This is a genomic window from Hydromonas duriensis, assembly GCF_004363775.1.
GTDB lineage: Bacteria > Pseudomonadota > Gammaproteobacteria > Burkholderiales > Burkholderiaceae > Hydromonas > Hydromonas duriensis.
Genome location: NZ_SNZE01000010.1, coordinates 26,095 through 45,736 on the forward strand (window position 1 = coordinate 26,095; position 19,642 = coordinate 45,736).

20 protein-coding genes and 1 pseudogene are annotated in these 19,642 nt (G+C 48.2%); 12 read left to right on the forward strand and 9 right to left on the reverse strand.

Annotated elements, in window-relative coordinates:
* The first annotated feature begins 48 nt into the window (after positions 1–48).
* On the forward strand, positions 49–1,176 hold the full coding sequence (locus DFR44_RS06010; RefSeq protein ID WP_133620092.1) for a BMP family ABC transporter substrate-binding protein: 1,128 nt from the start codon (positions 49–51) through the stop codon (positions 1,174–1,176).
* A 147-nt stretch (positions 1,177–1,323) separates the two neighbouring features.
* Positions 1,324–2,961 (forward strand): alpha-D-glucose phosphate-specific phosphoglucomutase, encoded by a 1,638-nt coding sequence (locus DFR44_RS06015; RefSeq protein ID WP_133620094.1) that lies wholly within the window; start codon positions 1,324–1,326, stop codon positions 2,959–2,961.
* 48 nt (positions 2,962–3,009) lie between these two features.
* Here the strand turns inward: DFR44_RS06015 and DFR44_RS06020 are convergent, their stop codons facing one another.
* On the reverse strand, positions 3,010–3,942 hold the full coding sequence (locus tag DFR44_RS06020; protein WP_162845179.1) for an AraC family transcriptional regulator: 933 nt from the start codon (positions 3,940–3,942) through the stop codon (positions 3,010–3,012).
* Between the two features lie 151 nt (positions 3,943–4,093).
* Between DFR44_RS06020 and DFR44_RS06025 the strand changes: the two are divergent.
* Both DFR44_RS06025 and DFR44_RS11650 read left to right on the forward strand, forming a co-directional pair.
* Positions 4,094–4,768: pseudogene (locus tag DFR44_RS06025) on the forward strand (type 1 glutamine amidotransferase domain-containing protein); the annotation flags it as partial.
* A complete protein-coding gene (locus tag DFR44_RS11650) occupies positions 4,742–5,083 on the forward strand; it encodes a putative quinol monooxygenase (RefSeq protein WP_281275627.1) in 342 nt (113 codons plus the stop codon). The pseudogene DFR44_RS06025 and the gene DFR44_RS11650, both read left to right, overlap by 27 nt.
* A gap of 121 nt (positions 5,084–5,204) precedes the next feature.
* On the opposite strand, the gene gatB is transcribed toward DFR44_RS11650, so the two are convergent.
* The 7 genes from gatB to DFR44_RS06060 form a co-directional block, all read right to left on the reverse strand.
* Positions 5,205–6,671: an Asp-tRNA(Asn)/Glu-tRNA(Gln) amidotransferase subunit GatB gene (gatB, locus tag DFR44_RS06030; protein ID WP_133620098.1), complete on the reverse strand. Its 1,467-nt coding sequence runs from the start codon at positions 6,669–6,671 to the stop codon at positions 5,205–5,207.
* Positions 6,672–6,691: 20 nt separating this feature from the next.
* A complete protein-coding gene (locus DFR44_RS06035) occupies positions 6,692–7,174 on the reverse strand; it encodes a hypothetical protein (protein WP_133620100.1) in 483 nt (160 codons plus the stop codon).
* Positions 7,175–7,198: 24 nt separating this feature from the next.
* Complete coding sequence (locus DFR44_RS06040) at positions 7,199–7,645, reverse strand: hypothetical protein (protein WP_133620102.1); 447 nt, start codon at positions 7,643–7,645, stop codon at positions 7,199–7,201.
* Positions 7,646–7,657: 12 nt separating this feature from the next.
* Positions 7,658–9,145 (reverse strand): Asp-tRNA(Asn)/Glu-tRNA(Gln) amidotransferase subunit GatA, encoded by a 1,488-nt coding sequence (gene gatA, locus DFR44_RS06045; RefSeq protein ID WP_133620104.1) that lies wholly within the window; start codon positions 9,143–9,145, stop codon positions 7,658–7,660.
* Between the two features lie 116 nt (positions 9,146–9,261).
* Positions 9,262–9,561, reverse strand: a complete 300-nt coding sequence (gene gatC / locus DFR44_RS06050; RefSeq protein WP_133620106.1) for an Asp-tRNA(Asn)/Glu-tRNA(Gln) amidotransferase subunit GatC — start codon at positions 9,559–9,561, stop codon at positions 9,262–9,264.
* 142 nt (positions 9,562–9,703) lie between these two features.
* Positions 9,704–10,390 (reverse strand): carbonate dehydratase, encoded by a 687-nt coding sequence (gene can, locus DFR44_RS06055; RefSeq protein WP_133620108.1) that lies wholly within the window; start codon positions 10,388–10,390, stop codon positions 9,704–9,706.
* Complete coding sequence (locus tag DFR44_RS06060) at positions 10,387–11,883, reverse strand: helicase HerA-like C-terminal domain-containing protein (protein ID WP_133620110.1); 1,497 nt, start codon at positions 11,881–11,883, stop codon at positions 10,387–10,389. The genes can and DFR44_RS06060 overlap by 4 nt, the downstream gene beginning before the upstream one ends.
* Positions 11,884–12,002: 119 nt before the next feature.
* Between DFR44_RS06060 and DFR44_RS06065 the strand changes: the two genes are divergently transcribed.
* From DFR44_RS06065 to DFR44_RS06085, 5 genes are all read left to right on the forward strand, one after another.
* The gene (locus DFR44_RS06065) at positions 12,003–12,734 is read left to right on the forward strand and encodes a YebC/PmpR family DNA-binding transcriptional regulator (RefSeq protein ID WP_133620112.1); all 732 of its coding nucleotides are present in this window, start codon (positions 12,003–12,005) and stop codon (positions 12,732–12,734) included.
* A gap of 55 nt (positions 12,735–12,789) precedes the next feature.
* The gene (locus DFR44_RS06070; protein ID WP_133620114.1) at positions 12,790–13,533 is read left to right on the forward strand and encodes a beta-ketoacyl-ACP reductase; all 744 of its coding nucleotides are present in this window, start codon (positions 12,790–12,792) and stop codon (positions 13,531–13,533) included.
* A 114-nt stretch (positions 13,534–13,647) separates the two neighbouring features.
* The gene (locus DFR44_RS06075) at positions 13,648–14,040 is read left to right on the forward strand and encodes a cytochrome b562 (RefSeq protein ID WP_133620116.1); all 393 of its coding nucleotides are present in this window, start codon (positions 13,648–13,650) and stop codon (positions 14,038–14,040) included.
* Between the two features lie 358 nt (positions 14,041–14,398).
* Positions 14,399–14,797 carry a cytochrome b562 gene (locus tag DFR44_RS06080; RefSeq protein WP_162845181.1) on the forward strand — a complete coding sequence of 133 codons (399 nt, stop codon included), beginning with the start codon at positions 14,399–14,401 and terminating at the stop codon, positions 14,795–14,797.
* A 74-nt stretch (positions 14,798–14,871) separates the two neighbouring features.
* Positions 14,872–15,330, forward strand: a complete 459-nt coding sequence (locus DFR44_RS06085; protein ID WP_133620120.1) for a YaiI/YqxD family protein — start codon at positions 14,872–14,874, stop codon at positions 15,328–15,330.
* 45 nt (positions 15,331–15,375) lie between these two features.
* Here DFR44_RS06085 and purU read toward each other — a convergent pair whose 3' ends face one another.
* Entirely contained in the window at positions 15,376–16,245 is an 870-nt protein-coding gene (purU, locus tag DFR44_RS06090; protein WP_133620123.1) for a formyltetrahydrofolate deformylase, read from the reverse strand.
* A gap of 72 nt (positions 16,246–16,317) precedes the next feature.
* Between purU and ubiE the strand changes: the two genes are divergently transcribed.
* From ubiE to ubiB, 3 genes are all read left to right on the forward strand, one after another.
* Positions 16,318–17,091 (forward strand): bifunctional demethylmenaquinone methyltransferase/2-methoxy-6-polyprenyl-1,4-benzoquinol methylase UbiE, encoded by a 774-nt coding sequence (gene ubiE, locus DFR44_RS06095; protein WP_133620125.1) that lies wholly within the window; start codon positions 16,318–16,320, stop codon positions 17,089–17,091.
* A gap of 96 nt (positions 17,092–17,187) precedes the next feature.
* Entirely contained in the window at positions 17,188–17,841 is a 654-nt protein-coding gene (locus tag DFR44_RS06100; RefSeq protein ID WP_133620127.1) for a ubiquinone biosynthesis accessory factor UbiJ, read from the forward strand.
* Positions 17,838–19,424: a ubiquinone biosynthesis regulatory protein kinase UbiB gene (ubiB, locus tag DFR44_RS06105; protein ID WP_211336909.1), complete on the forward strand. Its 1,587-nt coding sequence runs from the start codon at positions 17,838–17,840 to the stop codon at positions 19,422–19,424. Before DFR44_RS06100 ends, ubiB begins: the two co-directional genes overlap by 4 nt.
* Positions 19,425–19,642 lie beyond the last annotated feature (218 nt).

Below are 19,642 nucleotides of genomic sequence, written 5' to 3' on the forward strand. Positions count from 1 at the left end.
TGTTATCCTTAAGTTTTTTAATTCTTTAATCCTTTTTGAGAGGTCATTATGAAGTTCCACAAAACCTTAGGCTTTGCCATCGCAGCGTTAACCGCTGTGACATTGATGGCGTGTGGCGGTAAAAAAGAAGATGCTAAACCTGCGGCGGCCGCTCCTGCAGCGGCGGGCGCGAAAGAAGTCAAAGTTGGCTTCGTCTATGTTGGCCCTGTCGGTGACGGCGGCTGGACTTTTGCGCATGACAACGGGCGCAAGGCCATGATTGAAAATTTGGCCAAAGAGGGCATCAAGGTGACGACGCAGCAAGTTGAAAGCGTACCCGAGGGCGCAGATGCGGAGCGTGTGATTCGTGACTTGGTCGCCAAGGGCAATCAAATTATTTTCACCACGTCTTTTGGTTACATGGACTCGACCTTGAAAGTCGCCCAAACAACCCCGAAAGTCACTTTCTACCACGCAACAGGTTATAAAAATGCCGCAAATATGGGCACGTACGAGGCACGCACTTATGAAGGCGCGTACTTGGCAGGTGTCACTGCGGGTAAGATGAGTAAAACAGGTGTTTTGGGCTTTGTTGCGTCGGTGCAAATTCCAGAAGTCATTCGCAACATCAACGCCTTTACTTTGGGTGCGCGTAGCGTCAATCCTGCTATTAAAACCAAAGTGGTGTTCACAGGTTCATGGTTTGATATGAACAAAGAACGCGCCGCCGCGGAAACCTTGATTGGTCAAGGTGCTGATGTGTTGATGCAAAACACCGATTCTTCGGCCGTGCTTAAAACCGCAGAAGAAAAAGGTAAAATGGCGTTTGGCTGGGATTCAGATATGAGCGCGTATGGCCCTAAAGCGCACTTGGCCTCATCGGTCATTCAATGGGGTGATTTTTATACCCAAGCGGTGAAAAGCGTTTTGGACGGCAAGTTCAGCAACGCGGAACAATGGAAAGGCGTTGCCGATGGTTGGGTTGACTTGGTTAACCTCAACCCAGCGATTCCAGCGGATGCCAAGAGCCTGATTCAAGCTAAAAAAGCAGAACTCGCTAAAGGCGGTAAAGTCTTTGTTGGCCCCATTAAGGACCAAGCAGGCGTAGAAAAAGTAGCCAAAGGCGTGGCTTTGAGCGATGCCGAGTTGAGTAAATTGGATTGGTTGGTTGAGGGTGTTGAAGGTAAGTTAAAATAATCAACGTCTAGTTTGTAAGCTCGATTCAAACTTCAAAAAAGACCGCTGTTCTGCTGCGGTCTTTTTTGTTAAAGTTAAGTCACGAGTCAACGCGCCAATGCCCGCGTTTTAGGGCTAAACAGAGTGAGATACAAGGGAGTTTGGATAATGAAAGTGAAGGTCAATACAAGTCCGATTGAGGGCATGAAGCCAGGCACGAGTGGCTTGCGTAAAAAAGTGGCTGTATTTCAGCAGCCTCATTATTTGGCGAATTTTGTCGCCTCTATTTTTGCGGCGGTTATGCCTGAGAATGGTTTTGCAGGGCGCGTCTTGGTGGTCGGCGGCGATGGGCGTTACTTTAATCTTGAAGCCATTCAAGCTGTGCTGAAAATGGCGGCCGCACAAGGGTTTGCTAAAGTGCTGGTGGGGCAAAACGGCATTTTATCGACACCCGCAGCGTCGTGTGTGATTCGTAAATACAAGGCGTTTGGTGGCATTATCTTATCGGCCTCTCATAATTCTGGCGGGGTCGATGGTGATTTCGGTATTAAATTTAATGGCGACAACGGCGGCCCAGCCCCTGAAAAAGTCACTGATGCCATTTATGCGCACAGCACGACCATTTCGAGTTATGACATTGTCCAAGCACCTGATGTTGATTTGAGCCGTATCGGCTTGCATGTGGTCGGGAGCATGACGGTTGAGGTGATTGATTCCGTGTTGGATTACCAAGCCTTAATGCAGCAGCTGTTTGATTTTGATGCCCTGCGTGCGTTTTTTAAAGATGGATTCCGCATGACCTTTGATGCCATGCATGCAGTTACGGGGCCGTATGCGCATGCGATTTTTGAGGATGCCTTGGGCGCACCGAAAGGCACGGTGATTAATGGCACGCCCGCCCCTGATTTTAATGGACATCACCCTGACCCCAATCTTGTGCATGCCAAAGACTTATACGATTTGATGATGAGCGATCACGCGCCTGATTTCGGCGCGGCTTCGGACGGCGATGGTGACCGGAATCTGATTATTGGGCGCAATATGTTTGTCTCGCCTTCAGATTCATTGGCGGTGTTGGCGGCGAATGCCACATGCGCGCCCGCTTATGCCGAGGGTCTGGCGGGGGTGGCGAGGTCTATGCCAACCAGTGGCGCAGTCGATGCCGTTGCACAGGCACTTGGCATCGAATGCTTTGAAACGCCAACGGGTTGGAAGTTTTTTGGCAACTTGCTCGATGCAGGGCGCATTACGTTGTGCGGCGAAGAATCGGCAGGCACAGGCTCAAACCATGTGCGTGAAAAAGATGGTGTGTGGGCGGTGTTGTTGTGGTTGTCGATTTTGGCAAAACGTCGCATGAGCGTGGTGGATATCATGACAGAACATTGGGCGAAGTACGGCCGCCATTATTACACCCGCCATGATTATGAAGAGGTTGATATTGAGGCCGCCAATGCGGTCATGAATCACATTAAATCACAATTGCCGACGCTGGTTGGACAATCATTGTCGGGTTTAACCGTGATGACGGCGGATGATTTTAGTTATCACGACCCGATTGATGGCAGCGTGTCGAATCATCAGGGGATACGAGTGGTTTTTGAGGGAGGCTCGCGCATTGTGTATCGTTTGTCGGGTACAGGCACAACGGGGGCAACGATTCGCATCTACATTGAGCGTTATGAAGCGGATTCAGCGTGTCATCAACTCGACACCCAACAGGCTTTGGCTGCGTTGATTGCGATAGCCAATGATATTGCACAGATTCAAGCAAAAACGGGGCGAGTTCAGCCGACCGTCATTACTTAACATCACCTAATTCATGCCCTAAAAACGAACCGCATCAGCGGCCGTTTTTTATTTATTGGCTTGACCCGCAAGCTGCTTAGGCGATTCGCCAAAATATCGTTTGAACTCTCGGCTGAATTGCGATGCGCTTTCATAGCCTACAGCTTGTGCAATTTGATTGATGGCCAACGACTGTTGTTTAATTAACGTTTGGGCTTTGTTTAGACGTATTTTTTTTAAATATTGCATGGGCGTATCGGCCATATAGTTTTTAAAAACGCGATTAAAATGACTTGGACTCATGGCAACCAGCTCTGCCAAATCAGACACGCTGATGTCTTGAGCAAAATGCTCATTCACATGTTCGACCACCCGATGAAGCTGATTAAACTGGCTGTTGTGATGCACCCATGATTGTAAAAAATCGTCTCCAAACGAACAAATAAAAGCATAGAGCAACTCGCGCAAATGGGTCTGCCCAAACAAAGAACAAGCGACCGCATCGGATAATATCCTTAATAATGCCCATAGTTGTTCGCGTATAAGGCCGTTCATGGGATAACACGCCAAGCCTTCCGTTTTGGCTTGATTTTCAAGAGCCTGATGCGGGGCGGTGTTGCTATTTTTTTGAATATCATGAATGAGCTCTGCAACCATCGTTCGCTCAAGTTCAATGGTCATGCCAAATAACACATCGCTCTCTTGATAATCCGTGACGCACTGCACAGGATAGTAAGAGGTCAACACTAAAAAATGATTCGTATCGTAACGAAAATGACGCAAACCCAATTCACCCGTTTTAGCCCCTAAAAATAAGAACACAATCCGAGGGCTATAGATGGATGACTCCTTTAACGGCTTTAACTGTTGGGGTGGGCGAGAATGAAGAAATAAACTGACGCCATTGAGTCCCGTCTGTCTAAGGCCTTCAGTTTCATGCGAGTTTAACGACAATTGCTTGTACAGTTGTTGCGCGAGGTGGGTGATGTTTAATGAGTCCATGCGGGTATTAAGCATTAAAAAAGTGTATTTTGTCAAATATAAACCTATTTTTTGATTGTTTTAGGCAAGAAGTTGATTTTTTTATGTATTGAGTTGGTGGCGGACAAAGCCTATGATGCTATTCTTTAATCGTCTAACTAAGGATAATCGAATGAAAAAAATCTTATTTGTACTGACCAGCCACGAAGATTTAGGCAATACAGGTCTTAAAACAGGTTTCTGGTCAGAAGAATTGGCCGCGCCTTATTACAACCTTTTGGATAAAGGTTTTGAAATTACATTGGCCTCTCCTAAAGGCGGGCAGCCACCACTCGACCCAAAGAGCAATGAACCGAGCTTTCAAACCGAGGCCACGCGCCGCATGGATGCGGACAATGAACTTTTAGCCAAGTTAAAAACAACCCTGCCGCTGAGCAATGTTCGTCCAGAAGAGTTTGACGCTGTGTTTTATCCAGGTGGTCACGGTCCATTATGGGATTTAGCCAACGACACAACCTCCATGCAATTGATTGCTCAGTTTTATGAATCAAACAAGCCCGTTGCGTTTGTCTGCCACGCGCCCGCTGCGTTGAAGCATGTCAAATTATCAAACGGTGATTATTTGGTTAAAGGTAAAAAAGTCACAGGCTTTACGAATACAGAAGAAGATGCCGTTCAACTGACTGATGTGGTGCCCTTTTTAGTCGAAGACATGCTCAAAGCAAATGGAGGCATTTTTAGCAAAGTCGAGGATTGGGTGCCTTATGCTGTGGTCGATGGGTTGTTGATTACAGGGCAAAACCCCGCTTCATCGGATTTGGTGGCGGGTGAGCTTTATAAGGCTCTGACAAACACGCCTGAAACGGATGCCGCTTTTTATGTCACAGGTCGATTCAAGGTGAAAAGTGACAAATTGGCTGAAGCAATTGCGCTGATGAAGTCACTCACTGAAGCGACCAACGCTAAGGAAGAGGGTTGTTTAGAGTATTACTACCTCCAAAGCGCAACAAATTCGTATGAGTTTTCGTCGATTGAAATTTGGAAAAATGAAACCGAAGAGGTCAAACACTGGCAAACCGAGCACGTGCAACATGCTTTAAGTAAACTGCCTGAACTTTTAGAAGGTCAGCCCGATATCGTTAAGTGGCATGCTGTTCGTTAATGTACAAAAAATGTATAGGTAAAAAAGAGCCGCATAAGCGGCTCTTTTTTGTATTACGTCACAAAGTCAATAATCCATCATTCAAGCTGGGTAGCAGGTTGATTTTGATGTCCTGCGTTCATTAACTTTTGAGTTTGGCCAATAACAACTCATTGACTTGCGCTGGGTTGGCTTTGCCTTTAGAGGCTTTCATGATTTGCCCCACAAGGAAGCCAAAGCCTTTTTCTTTACCCGCACGGTACTCTTCAACCACTTGGGCATTGTTGTTCATCACTTCGGTGATGATGGCTTCAATCGCACCCACATCTGACACTTGCTTTAAGCCGCGTGTGTCGATGATGGACTCTATCTGCGCCTCGCCCTTGTCGCTGTGTTCGCCTGCCCAAACGGCGGCAAAAACCTCTTTTGCCAATTTGTTGGACAGGGTGTTGTCTTGAATCTTCGCCAGCAGTTGCGCCAAGCGTGGCGCCGACACAGGACTGTTGCCCAAGTCAATTTCCTCTTTGTTCAAAGCGGCGGCCAAGTCACTCATCATCCAGTTGGCCACCATTTTTGCATCGGGTTGCGTCATTGCGCCGACGGCTGTTTCAAAATAGATGGCGTGCGTTTTTGAAGCCGACACTTGTTCGGCGTCGTATTCAGATAAGCCATATTGCGACACAAAGCGTGTTTGCAGTGCGGCTGGTAATTCGGGCATGGCGTCGCGCACACGTTCACGCCAAGCGTCAGAAATCACCAAGGGTGCAAGGTCTGGGTCTGGAAAGTAGCGGTAGTCGTGTGCATCTTCTTTGGTGCGCATGACGCGCGTGCTGCCGCTGTTTGGGTCGAATAAAACCGTGGCTTGTTTAATCACGCCCCCATCTTCGATGATGCGAATTTGTTCGTTGATTTCGTAGTTGATGGCGTCTTCGAGAAATTTAAAGCTGTTCAAATTTTTAATTTCACGGCGCGTCCCAAATTCTTTTTGACCGACGGGGCGGACGGACACGTTGGCATCGCAACGGAACGAACCTTCTTGCATATTGCCATCGCATATCCCGAGCCACATGACGAGATTGTGCAGTGTTTTGGCGTAAGCAACCGCTTCTTTTGCGCTGTAAATACATGGTTCAGTGACGATTTCGAGCAAGGGCGTGCCCGCGCGGTTTAAATCAATCCCGCTTTCATTGTCGAACAGCTCGTGATTCGATTTACCCGCATCCTCTTCGAGGTGGGCGCGTGTGAGTTGCACCGTTTTTTTGTAGGCTTTGTCTTTTTCGCCGACATTAAAGCTCAGTGTGCCACCGATGACCACGGGCAGTTCAAATTGACTGATTTGATAGCCTTTGGGTAAGTCAGGGTAAAAATAATTTTTACGAGCAAAAATCGACACAGGTGCGACTTCTGCACCGATGGCTAATCCAAATGCGATGGCTTTTTCAACCGCCGATTTGTTCAACACGGGCAACACGCCTGGCAATGCCAAATCGACAGGGCAGGATTGTGTATTCGGTGCTGCACCGTACGTGGTTGATGCACCAGAAAAAATTTTGGACTCAGTGGATAGTTGTGCGTGGGTTTCTAACCCAATAATGACTTCCCAGCTCATGTGCTCACCTTTAAAAATCGTTATTTTGCTTTGCAGTTGCCCGTTTGAGGGTCAAGTAGTACGGGTAAAATTTTATCGTTGACGCGGCATAGCTTGCGGCAAGAGTAAGAGGCCACCGTGATGTGGTGGTCATCTTGCCATACGTACAGATGGCAATTTTTGTCCTTTTTCGATTGCAAGTCGGCGGTGGGGCTGCTGGATACTTGCGTGAAATCTTTTAGTTGAAAACGGCATGAACCGCTGCGAGGATTGGCGGTCCAATCCAATGCACTGACGACATTGTCTTTGACCGCAATGCTGATTTTATCGCGATAACCATCGGTCTCGTCGCGTTGCTGGCAATTGCCTTGAATGGTCACAGGCCCCGTATTTTTTTTAGGAATCGGCGGTTTTTCTGGTGACGTTGGCGTTGTACCTGTCGTGCTGGGCGTGTTTTGACACGCAGCTAAAGTCAACGCGCTGATGAAGGCAAACGCGGCAATGCGTAATGGTTTTAAAGGCATGATGTTCCTGTTGTTGTGTATGAATTATCTCGGTTTGCAGCCGCCCGTTTGTGAGTCAAGCAAAACGGGCAACAGTTGGTCGCTGGCGGGGCAGCTGCTTTGGCAGCCATTCGCCGCGACGGTGATATGGTCTCGGTCTTGCCATACCAGTACGTGACAACGGCGGTCTGTTTTTGATTGCAAGTCTGCCGTGGGGCGAGTGGCAATTTGTGTGAAATCATTGAGCTGGAATCGGCAGGTGCCTTGTTTGGGGCTGGCGGTCCAGTCCAGTGCTTGCACGGTGTTATTTTTGACACTGATTTTGATTTGGTCTCGGTAACCCGCTTCGTCGGTTTGGCTACAGTAACCATCAATATTGACGGGGCGTGATATTTTGTGGCTGGCTTTGGAAAGTACATTGACCGCTTGGCAACCGCCCAGTACAAGCGCGGTAACGACTAACAAGATATAGCGACATTGAGCCCACATCATGATTCTCCTTGTTTATCCTGCCAAAGCAGGTTTGTGCTGATGCCAATCCGTGTGTTGTTGGAACGCATGTGCCAGTTGCAACAAACGGGCTTCATCAAAATAATTGCCAATGATTTGTAAACCAATCGGCAAGCCTTGACCATCAAAGCCACAAGGCACGCTCATGCCTGGTAGCCCCGCTAAATTAAGAGATAAAGTGTAAATGTCTGCCAAATACATCTGCACAGGGTCGCTGGTTTTGTCGCCCAAAGCCCATGCGGTCGTTGGAGCGACAGGCCCCATGATGACGTCGCATTGTGCCAAGGCGTTTTGATAGTCTTGCGCAATCATGCGGCGTAACCGTTGAGCTTGTAAATAATACGCATCGTAATAGCCATGAGAGAGCACGTATGTCCCGATTAAAATGCGGCGTTGCACTTCCCAGCCGAAGCCTTCTGCACGGGTTTTGCGATACATGTCTTCTAAGTCGGTGTAGGTCGTGGCGCGATGGCCGTAGCGCACCCCATCAAAACGCGATAAATTGCTTGATGCCTCTGCAGGTGCAATCACGTAATACGTGGGAATAGACAACTCAGTTTTTGGCAGGTTCACATCAACCACCACAGCACCGAGCTTCACAAATTGCTCAATTGCGGTTAATGTCGCGGCTTTTACTTCGGCATCCAAACCTTCGCCATAAAATTCCGCAGGCACACCAATTTTTAAACCTTTAAGCGGTTGTGATTCAGTCGCATCAGGGCTGAACGGTTGATTCAATAAACGCGAGAAGTTCTCATCGTCACGTTCAATAGAAGTCGAGTCTTTCGCATCAAAGCCCGCCATTTCAGTGAGTAAAAGTGCGCAATCTTCAGCCGTCCGCGCCATGGGGCCGCCTTGGTCAAGGGATGAGCCGTAAGCAATCATGCCGTAACGTGACACACGACCATAAGTCGGCTTGATGCCCGTGATGCCCGTGAATGACGCGGGTTGGCGAATTGAACCGCCTGTGTCCGTGCCTGTTGCGCCCAAGCATAGACCCGCTGCGACCGCAGTCGCCGAACCGCCTGAAGAACCGCCAGGTACCATTTTGGTGTTCCAAGGGTTTTTCACCGCACCGTAAAAAGAATTTTCGTTCGATGAGCCCATGGCGAATTCGTCCATATTGGCTTTGCCTACGCACACCGCACCCGCCGCCCCCAGTTTGGCAATCGCAGTTGCGGTGAAAGGACTTTTATAGCCCGTCAAGATTTTTGAGCCTGCCGTGGTGATGAAATCCGTGGTGACAAACACGTCTTTGTGCGCCAAGGGAATGCCCGCCAACGCGCCCGCTTGCCCGCTTTGTAATGCGGCATCAGCAGCGGCTGCTTGCGCCAATGTGGCGGATTCATCAACCGTGATGAATGCGTTTAAATCGGCGTGGGCGTGAATGCGTTTAAGAAAGTGTTGAGCCACTTCAGTGGCAGTAACCTCTTTGTTGTGTAGTTGCTGACGCAATTGTGCAATAGATAAGGTGTGAAGCATGGGATGCCTAAAAGAAATGAACAATAAATCGACCGTCGGTGGAGTACATTGAATTGTGCTTTGAATCGTTACCGCCACAAGCGATAGTTGGCGGTTTGATTCAATTGAGCTCAAGGCTACTCGATGACTTTGGGTACGAGGAATAAACCATCGGATTTTTGCGGCGCGTTCGCCATGTTGGCATCGCGATGATTGTCTTCGGTCACCTTATCCTCGCGCAGGCGTTGCGAGACTTCTTGAATCATTGAAATCGGATGATTCAGTGGCGCAACACCCGTGGTGTCAACCGAACCCATGTGGTCAATGAGTTTGAAAATATTGTCCAAGTGAGTCAGTGTTTGTGCTTCTTCGGATGCGTTTAATTCAAGCTGTGCCAGCCGTGCGACTTTGCGCACATCGTCAAGAGTGAGAGCCATAGATATGAACCCATAATGTGTGAAAAAATAGATGGGAATTGTACCGTAAATACCACCTTTGAATTGTTAAAAGCGAGGTTTAAGACGCACAAAGCGATGTTGTTTAAGTGTTCTGTCTAAGCAGATGGCTTAAGTGCCTTGATTAAGTGCTTTGGCTCATGCGCGTCATCACGGCTTCGTACTGAGCCACCAATTCATCAATGGATGATACTTCCAACCCTAGGTTGTGCAACAAACCATCGTGCAGGTTGTAAATCCAGCTGTGTACCGAAATGTTTTGTTCACGCGTCCACGCGTCTTGCACAACCGTACTGTGGCACGCATTCACCACTTGGTCAATGACGTTCAATTCGCACAAGCGGTTTAACTTCAATTGTTCATCGTCAACTTGCGTCAATAGTGCATTGTATTTGATTCGAATGTCGTGAATGTGTCGCAGCCAGTTGTCTGCCAAGCCAACCCTTTGGTTATTGAGTACGCTTTGGACGCCGCCACAGCCGTAATGCCCGCAGACAATCATGTGTTTAACTTTCAACATGTCAACCGCAAACTGCATGGCAGATAGGCAGTTTAAATCGCTGTGAACAATCAAATTGGCCACATTGCGATGCACAAACACTTGTCCAGGCAATAAGCCAATCAATTCATTTGCGGGGACGCGAGAATCGGCGCAACCAATCCACATGTATTCAGGTGTTTGTTGGAAAGCCAATGCTTCAAAAAACAGTGGGTCGCGTGCACGCGTGTTTTCAGACCACACGCGATTATTGTCGAGCAAATGCTTAAGTGCAGTTTTGGGCGACTCTGGCGTGTAAACTTCATGTGTCATCGTTTTTTACCCCCACCAAAAAGACTACCCAATACGCCGCGCACCAGCTCCCGACCAATGCTGCTGCCGACGCTGCGCATGGTGCTTTTTGCAAAGGCTTCCAGTGCGCTGTCGCTACGCGATGATTTTTTTGAACTGCCAAACATGTCGCCAATCGAATCCAATAAACCGCCGCTTTCTTCTGCTTTTTTAGCATCTGCGTGCTCGACTTGCGCCGCTTGCGTGCGCACCTGCAGTTTTTCGTAAGCCGATTCAGAGTCAACCGTCTGTTCGTATACGCCAGCCACAATTGAGCCGCTCATCAATGCTGCTCGCTCGGCTTCGGTGGCGGGGCCAAGACGTGAAGCCGGAGGCAACACAAAAACTCGTTGCGTGATGTTTGGGCGACCTTTTTCATCCAATGTTGAGACCAAGGCTTCGCCCACACCAAGCTCTGTAATGGCGGTTTGGATGTCTAAATCAGGATTGGCGCGCATTGTTGTCGCGGCAATTTGTACGGCTTTTTGGTCGCGTGGTGTAAATGCGCGTAAGGCATGCTGGATACGGTTGCCGAGTTGACCCAAAACAGTATCAGGAATGTCAATGGGGTTTTGCGTGACAAAATAGACACCAACGCCTTTTGAGCGAATCAAGCGCACCACTTGTTCAATTTTTTCGAGCAAGACTTTCGGCGCATCATTGAACAATAAATGAGCCTCGTCAAAGAAAAAGGCAAATTTAGGTTTATCCACATCGCCCACTTCAGGCAAAGTTTCAAACAATTCGGACAGCATCCAAAGTAAAAACGCACCGTATACACGTGGTGAATTCATTAATTTGTCAGCCGCGAGGATGTTGACCACGCCTTTACCGCCAACGGTTTGCATCATATCGGCGATGTTGAGCATCGGTTCACCGAAAAACTGGCCAGCCCCTTGCTCTTCAATCGCTAGCAAGCCGCGTTGTACAGCACCAATGGAAGCCGCTGAAACGTTGCCGTATGTTGTGGTGAATGTTTTTGCGTTTTCGCCGACATAACTTAACATCGCACGCAAGTCTTTTAAGTCGAGCAATAACATGCCGTTGTCATCGGCGATGCGGAATACCATGTTCAACACGCCTGTTTGCGTGTCGTTCAAATCCAGCATGCGAGCGAGTAACAAAGGCCCCATGTCTGAAATGGTGGCGCGAACAGGATGGCCTTTTTCGCCGAACACATCCCACAAAGTGGTGGGTGCGCCTTGATAATCGGGTTCAGGCAAACCCAGTTCTTTGAGTCGGGCAATGACCTTATCATTGCCGCCGCCCGCTTGGCTGATGCCCGTCAAGTCGCCTTTAACATCCGCCATAAATACAGGAATGCCTAAATCAACAAAGTGTTGAGCCAATGCTTGCAAGCTGACGGTTTTACCCGTGCCCGTTGCGCCAGTGATGAGGCCGTGGCGGTTGCCCATCGCGGGTAAGAAATAGACATCCGAGCTTGTGGATTTGCCAATTAAAATGGGCTCAGCCATGAAGGACACTCCTTGAATGCAGGCTGGTTTTAAGACCAGCGCGTGTGTTAAAATGTGCGCCGATTATAAACTAAAGCAGCCTGACGACGACAGGCTCTTGATATTTTTGAAGGACGGACATGGCTGGACATAGCAAATGGGCGAATATTAAGCACAAGAAGGCTGCTGCGGATGCCAAACGCGGTAAAGTGTGGACGCGTTTGATTAAAGAGTTGCAAGTGGCGGCTAAAACAGGCGGCGGCGATGTGAGCGCCAACCCGCGTTTACGCCTCGCCATCGATAAGGCCAAAGGCGCAAACATGCCGAATGACAACATCAACCGAGCCATTGCCCGCGGCGCTGGAGCGGATGAGGGCGATAATTACGAAGAGTTGCGTTATGAAGGTTATGGCATCGGTGGTGCGGCCATTATCATTGACTGCATGACTGACAACCGCACACGAACCGTGGCCGAGGTGCGTCATGCGCTGTCTAAACATGGCGGCAATTTAGGTACCGATGGTTCGGTCGCGTTTATGTTTAAGCACTGCGGTCAATTTTTGTTTGCCCCCGATGTGTCGGAAGACAGCATCATGTCGGTCGCCTTGGATGCGGGCGCACAAGATGTCATCACGGATGATGAAGGAGTGACCGAAGTGTTGTGTGATCCTATTGATTTTGAACAGCTCAAGGCTGCTTTTGAAGCCGCAGGTTTGGTCGCTGAAGAGGCGGACATCACGATGCGCGCCGAGAATGACATTGAGTTGTCTGGCGATGATGCCATCAAAATGCAAAAAATCATTGATATGTTGGAAGATTTGGATGATGTGCAAGAGGTGTATACCAATGCCATTATGGATGTGGATGCCTAAATACGGGTTGAGCACTGAGACCTGTCTTCTTTTTTAATGCTTTAAAGGAAAAATCATGAGTCGTTTAGCCCATAAAGTCGCCATCATCACTGGGGCAGCTCAAGGCATTGGTTTTGCCACGGCGAAAAAATTTGCCGCAGAAGGTGCGCAAGTGGTGTTGGTTGATATGAATGAAGCCAGTTTGCAAGCGGCTCAACAACTCATGCAACAAGCGGGCTTTACATGCGATGTGGCGGTTGCAAATGTCACTGAACGTGCGCAGGTCGATGCTTTGGTCGCTAAGGTTAAAAATGATTATGGTCGCATTGACGTGTTGGTCAATAACGCGGGCATTACGCGCGACGCCCGTTTAATCAATATGACAGAAGCGCAGTTTGACCAAGTGATTAGCGTGAATTTGAAAGCAGTGTTCACCTGCGCTCAAGCGGTCGCTGAGGTCATGCTTGCACAAGGATCAGGGGTGATTTTAAACGCCTCAAGCGTGGTTGGTTTGTATGGTAACTTCGGTCAGACCAATTACGCGGCGAGCAAATACGGCGTCATCGGTTTCACAACGACATGGGCACGCGAATTGGGTCCCAAAGGCATTCGTGTTAATGCGGTGTGCCCGGGCTTTATTCAAACGCCGATTTTAGATTCGATTCCAGAAAAGGTCTTGGACAGCATGCAAGCTCAATGCTGGCAACGTCGCTTAGGACAGCCTGAAGAAGTTGCGAATGTTTATGCTTTCTTGGCCTCGGATGAAGCGAGTTATATTAATGGCGTGGCATTAGAGGTGTCGGGCGGCTTATCGATTTAAAATCGTCCGCATTCGCCCCAAAATTTTTGGCTTTAATGTTCACTTAATTTTTAAGGCTTAAAGTTTAATTGTTCGTCAACGCAAGTGTTTTTTGTTCAATTAAAGGAGTCAAGCATGAACGCATCATTCTCTCAACGCATTAAAACAGGTGTTTTTGCAGCCAGTTTGGCTGTGTTTAGCATGGCGGCAGTCGTGCCCGTCGCGCACGCAAATGAAATTAAATCGGCGATGAAGTCGATGAAAGCCGCCTATCGTGGTGCAATGAGCAGCACAACGATTGAAGAGTTTGCACAATATGCGCAAAAACTGCAAAGTGCTGCCGATGCAGCGCGCGGTCAAAACTTCAGTGACAATCCCGCCGTGTACCGCGAAGGCATGCAACGATTGCAGCACAACATGGCTGAAATGAATCAAGCCATCCGCAACTCAGATTTGGCTTCTGCAAAAGCGGCTTTGGGTCGTATGGATGAGGCGAAAAAGCATTATCACGATGCGTTGGGTGAGTGATTAAAGTAACTAACTTGGGCGTGCGAATTTTGAACCCCAAAGGCATCGCGGTGTGCATGGGTTTATTCAAACGCCGATTTTAGATTCAATTCCAGATGGTCTTGGATGCTGCAGGTCAATGCTGGCAGAGTAGTCTTGCTCGGCGTGAAGAAGTTGCGAATGTTTTATGCTTTTTTGGCTTTGGATGAGGCTGGCTGTATTAATGGCGTGGTATTAGATGTTCGGTTGGCTTGTCTATTCTACTTAAAGGGATAGACTCTTTTGTTTAAAGATAGGATAATTGATTGCCTTAAGGGGTTTTTATATTTAAATCTTTTTGGGTTTAATGTTATTTTATTCATCAACAAAAGGAGTGAGCATGACTGCATGGTTCTTGCAATACATTAAAAATGGCTTTTTTATAGCCAGCCTAGCTGTTTTCAGTACGATAGCGGTAGTGCCAGCGGCGCAAGCAGATGAAATTGAGCTGGCAATGAAGTCGATGAAAAGTGCTTATCGTGGCGCGATGAGTAGCACGACGATTGAAGAGTTTGCGCAATATGCGCAAAAACTGCAAAGCAGCGCTGATGCCGCACGTAAGCATTATTATGATGACAGCCCCGTCATCTATCGTGAGGGTATGGAACGATTGCAAAAAAATATCGCAGACGTGAATCAGGCTGTTCGCAGTTCAGATTTGGTTTCTGCAAAAGCAGCTTTAGAACGAATGGATGAGGCGAGAAGGCATTACCACTATGTGTTGGATGAGAATGACTAACGCTTTACGAAATTTGTGTTGAACAAAAGCATCGCAGCCTATATTGCGGTGCTTTTTTATTTAAATGGAATGCTATGACTTCAATCTGGGTGGATGCGGATGCCTGTCCAAAAGCGGTGAAAGAGGTGATATATCGTGCTGCGCGGCGAGCGCAGATGAACACTACGCTCATTGCCAATCAAATGTTGATGACTCCGCCCTCTGCGTTCATCAAAGCGTTGCAAGTCCCCGCAGGTTTGGATGTGGCCGACAATGAAATTGTGCGGCGACTGGTGGCGGGGGACTTGGTGGTGACGGCGGATATTCCTTTAGCCGCGCAAGTCGTGGCGAAGGGTGGTTTGGCTTTAAACCCGCGAGGCGAGTGGTACACACAGGAAAATGTACAATCCTTGCTGTCGATGCGCAACTTTATGCAAGAACTGCGCGACTCGGGGACGCAGACGGGCGGGCCTGCGGCTTTATCTGCCCGTGATGTGCAGCAGTTTGCAAATGCGTTGGATCGTTGGTTGGCAAAGATAAAGTCACGAAATTAAGGCATCGAACTTAAGTAGCCCCCTTGATTGGTGCTCAAATCACGTTTATTTAAACACCACGGTTTTGTTGTCATTCAGTAGCACGCGATGTTCTGCATGCCATTTAACCGCGCGCGCAAGGGTAACGCATTCCGTGTCTCGGCCAATAGCGGTTAAGTCGTCTGCGTTCATGCTGTGGTCGGCGCGCGCAATGTCTTGCTCGATGATGGGGCCTTCATCAAGGTCTGCGGTCACAAAATGAGCTGTCGCACCAATGAGTTTAACGCCCTTATTAAATGCTTGATGATAAGGTTTTGCACCTTTGAAACTTGGCAAAAACGAGTGGTGAATATTGATGGCGCGACCACTGAGTTGCGTGCACATATGGTCCGATAAAATTTGCATGTAGCGCGCGAGCACCACGCAGTCCACCTTTTCTTGCTCAATAATCGACAGCACTTGCGCTTCTTGTGCCGCTTTTTGTTCAGGGCTGGCGCCGAGCAATGGGAAGTGGTGAAACGGAATGCCATACGAAGCAGCTAAAGGGGCAAAGTCGGCGTGATTGGATACCACCGCAGCAATGTCAACGGGCAAGTTGCCTGATTGATGCCTGAACAGTAAATCGTTTAAACAGTGTCCAATTTTTGAAACCATAATGAGCAAACGTGGCTTGACGCTGCCATCAAACATTTGCCAGCTCATATTGAATTTGTCTGCAATCGGGGCAAATTCTGTTTTAAGCATGGCTAAGGTGACATCTGGGCGACGCTCTTGAAAATGGACGCGCATAAAAAATCGGTCGCTGTCTGTATCGTCAAATTGTGCCGAGTCGATGATGTTGCCGCCGCGCTCAAATAAAAATCCAGAAACGGTGTGAACAATGCCCATTTGGTCGGGGCAAGACAGAGTGAGTATAAAATTCGGATGCGGACTCATAAAATCCTTTAAAATGTCGCGATTACGTAGGGTTTAATTGGTTAGACCGCATTATAGATGAAGAGGCCTAAAATGACACAAGACGCTTTGCAAAACGAAGCAGAAACACATAAAAACGCAACCACGCACTTCGGTTTTAATACGGTGGCGGAGGCTGAGAAAGAGTCCAAAGTGGCTGAGGTGTTTCATTCGGTGGCGAAAAACTATGACATCATGAACGACGTCATGAGCGTGGGCTTACATCGGGTGTGGAAGTTGTTCACGGTGAATCGTGTGGCGCCGCGCCCTGGCATGAAAATTCTTGATTTAGCGAGCGGGACGGCGGATTTGGCGATTGCCTTTGCAAAAAAAGTCGGCGCGTCTGGTCAAGTGTGGGCAACGGATATTAACGAATCCATGCTGCGGGTCGGGCGTGATCGTTTAATTGATAAAGGCTTAATCACACCCGTGGCCTTGGCCAACGCCGAGCACCTGCCTTTTCCAGACGATTATTTTGATGTGGTGACGGTGGCCTTTGGCTTGCGCAATATGACGCACAAAGACCAAGCCTTGAAAGAAATGCAGCGCGTCTTGCGCCCTGGCGGTCGTGTGTTTGTGTTGGAATTTTCAAAGGTTCATGCGCCTTTGCAGAAAGCCTACGATTTTTATTCTTTTAATCTGTTGCCCAAAATGGGCGAATGGATTGCCAATGATGCGGCCAGTTATCAGTATTTGGCGGAGTCGATTCGCATGCACCCAGACCAAGAAACGCTCAAAGGCATGATGAAAGATGCGGGCTTTGATTTTGTGAAGTATCACAACATGAGTGCGGGCATTGTGGCGTTGCACGAAGGCGTGAAATTGTAAAACCAGCCTACATAGTTTTTGTCGTTTGTACGAGACGGAAAGTCTAAGTTGCGTTATTGTCCGTATTGCCCGTATTGAGACGGGCCTGAAAGTCAAATGAATCCATTGAATATCAACATATCAGACATGCTCAGTTCGCGCCTTGCGCAGATGGTGGCGTTGGCGGTCCGAAAAATGGCGGCCAATGAGCCGTGGGTCGCACGCAGTGCTTTGCCGCATGAAGGGCAAGTGATTGGTGTGGCATTGCCTGTTTTGGGGCGTGTGCTGGACTTGCGTTGGCGCGTGAGTGCTGCGGATATTCTGCACGTTGTACCCGCTCAAACGCCCGTTAGTGTGCAGTTGGATATTGCCCCGAGCGTTTATAACAGCCTGGCTCAGTTGCCCTTTGACATGCAGCGTGTGATGCGTCATGTTCATATTTCAGGGGATGCGCAGTTGGCAGAATGGGTCAATCGTTTGGCGCAGCAGTTGCGGCCTGATGTGTGGGAGGATTTGGCTAAAGTTGTGGGCGACATCCCCAGTTTTTATGCGCAGCAAGGCGCGGATAAGTTATTCAAGCATTTTAAAAATATGGTGTCAACCTTGACGCAGCAAGTGCAACACGCTGTACTGGATGACACCCCTGTTTTGGTTCGTCACCGTGCCTTGTCTACATTGGCGGATGATGCTCAACAATTGCGCTATGCGACCGAGCGTTTAGAGCAGCGAGTTGCGCTATTGAAACAAAAAATGCAGGGAGGCGCGTCATGAGTTGGCGCGTGATGCGACGGTTACTTGATGTCGGGCGCGTGCTTAAAAAGCACCGTGTACTGCATTTGATGGTGGCTTTGTTGCCAAGCGATACTGCGACTGTGCGCCTTATGCGTAAAATGCTCCCGCATCGCCTCAGTGCGTCAAATCATGCGGAAGATGCCGCGCAATTGCGAATGGCATTGCAAACGTTGGGTCCTATTTTTATTAAAGTCGGTCAAATCTTGTCGACACGTCCCGATTTATTACCGCCTGAATATATTTATGAATTGGCTCATTTGCAAGACAGGGTGACGCCTGTTGATAGTGCGCAGATTCGTGTTGAAATAGAAGCGCAATTGAGTGCAACCATTGATGAATTGTTTAGCCACTTTGACGATGAGCCTGTGGCCAGCGCATCAGTGGCGCAGGTGCACCGTGCTGTGGTGCGAACGGGAAAATGGGCTGGGCGTGATGTCGCGGTTAAAGTGTTGCGCCCAAATATTGATGTGCTGATTAAAACGGATGTTGAGTGTTTACACTTTCTTGCACGACAGTTCGCACGTTTTCACCCAGACGGTACGCGTTTACGACCTGTTGAAGTGATTGGTGAAGTTGAGCGGCATTTACAGCAAGAGTTGGATTTGCAGTGTGAGGCCGCGAATGCGAGCCAGTTGCGACATCATTTTGCGGGCAATCCAATTTTGGCTGTGCCAGAAATGTGTTGGGATTATTGTGCGCGACGGGTTATGGTTCAAGAATGGATGACGGGTGTACCTATTTCGCATCTAAATGTGTTGGAAGATTACAACATTAATCTTAAGCGTTTGGCGCGTGACGGCGTCGAAATTTTTTTCACACAGGTTTTTCGCGATGGTTTTTTTCATGCCGACATGCATCCTGGCAATATTTTTGTCGGTACACGCGGTGAATATATGGGGCGATACATTGCCCTTGATTGTGGAATTGTCGGCACGTTGTCGGAGTTTGACCGCCATTATTTAGCCGTGAATTTTTTGGCGTTTTTTAATCGCGATTATCGTGCCGTGGCCGCTGCACATATCGAGTCAGGCTGGGTGCCTCCAGATACACCGTTGGAAGGTTTGACCAGTGCAGTGAGAACGACTTGTGAACCCTATTTTGGACGACCTATTGATGAAATTTCTTTGGGGCAGGTGTTGATGCGGCTGTTTGATGTGTCTCGTCAGTATAAAGTTTCAGTTCAGCCGCAATTGGTTTTGTTGCAAAAAACCATGTTGAATGTGGAGGGCATGGGGCGCTTGCTTGATCCAAAATTAGATTTGTGGGATACGGCAAAGCCATATCTAGAGAAATGGATGAAAGACACTTTAGGGCCGCGAGGGTTGCTTAAACGCATGCGCCGAGAGTGGCCTTCTATTGTGCGTTTGTTGCCAGCTGCGCCTGTCCAAATATTGACGCGTTTACAAGATGCCTCAAAAGTTTCTCAGTTGACGCTTCAATTAAACCGATTGGAGCATCAATACCTCACTACACAAAAAACGAATAAAAGGTGGCGCATTGTCGGCATGTTGTCGATATGTATACTGCTTATTTTGACCTTTGTTGTGTTGAGAATCATATAAAATTATTTCTAAGCAGTAATAATTAAAAAATAATTTTAAGGCTTAAACAAAACAACACTAGCCAAATCCTGTCTTGTGTGCTAGACTTTTCATATAAATGCGTAGTTTTACTTATCCACTAGGGGCTAAGTATCGACATTGCTAACTTTTTTGAATATTTGTTTGGTGTTTTTAGCCTGATGTGATTGCAGCATTAAATAGAGAATAATTGCATTTAT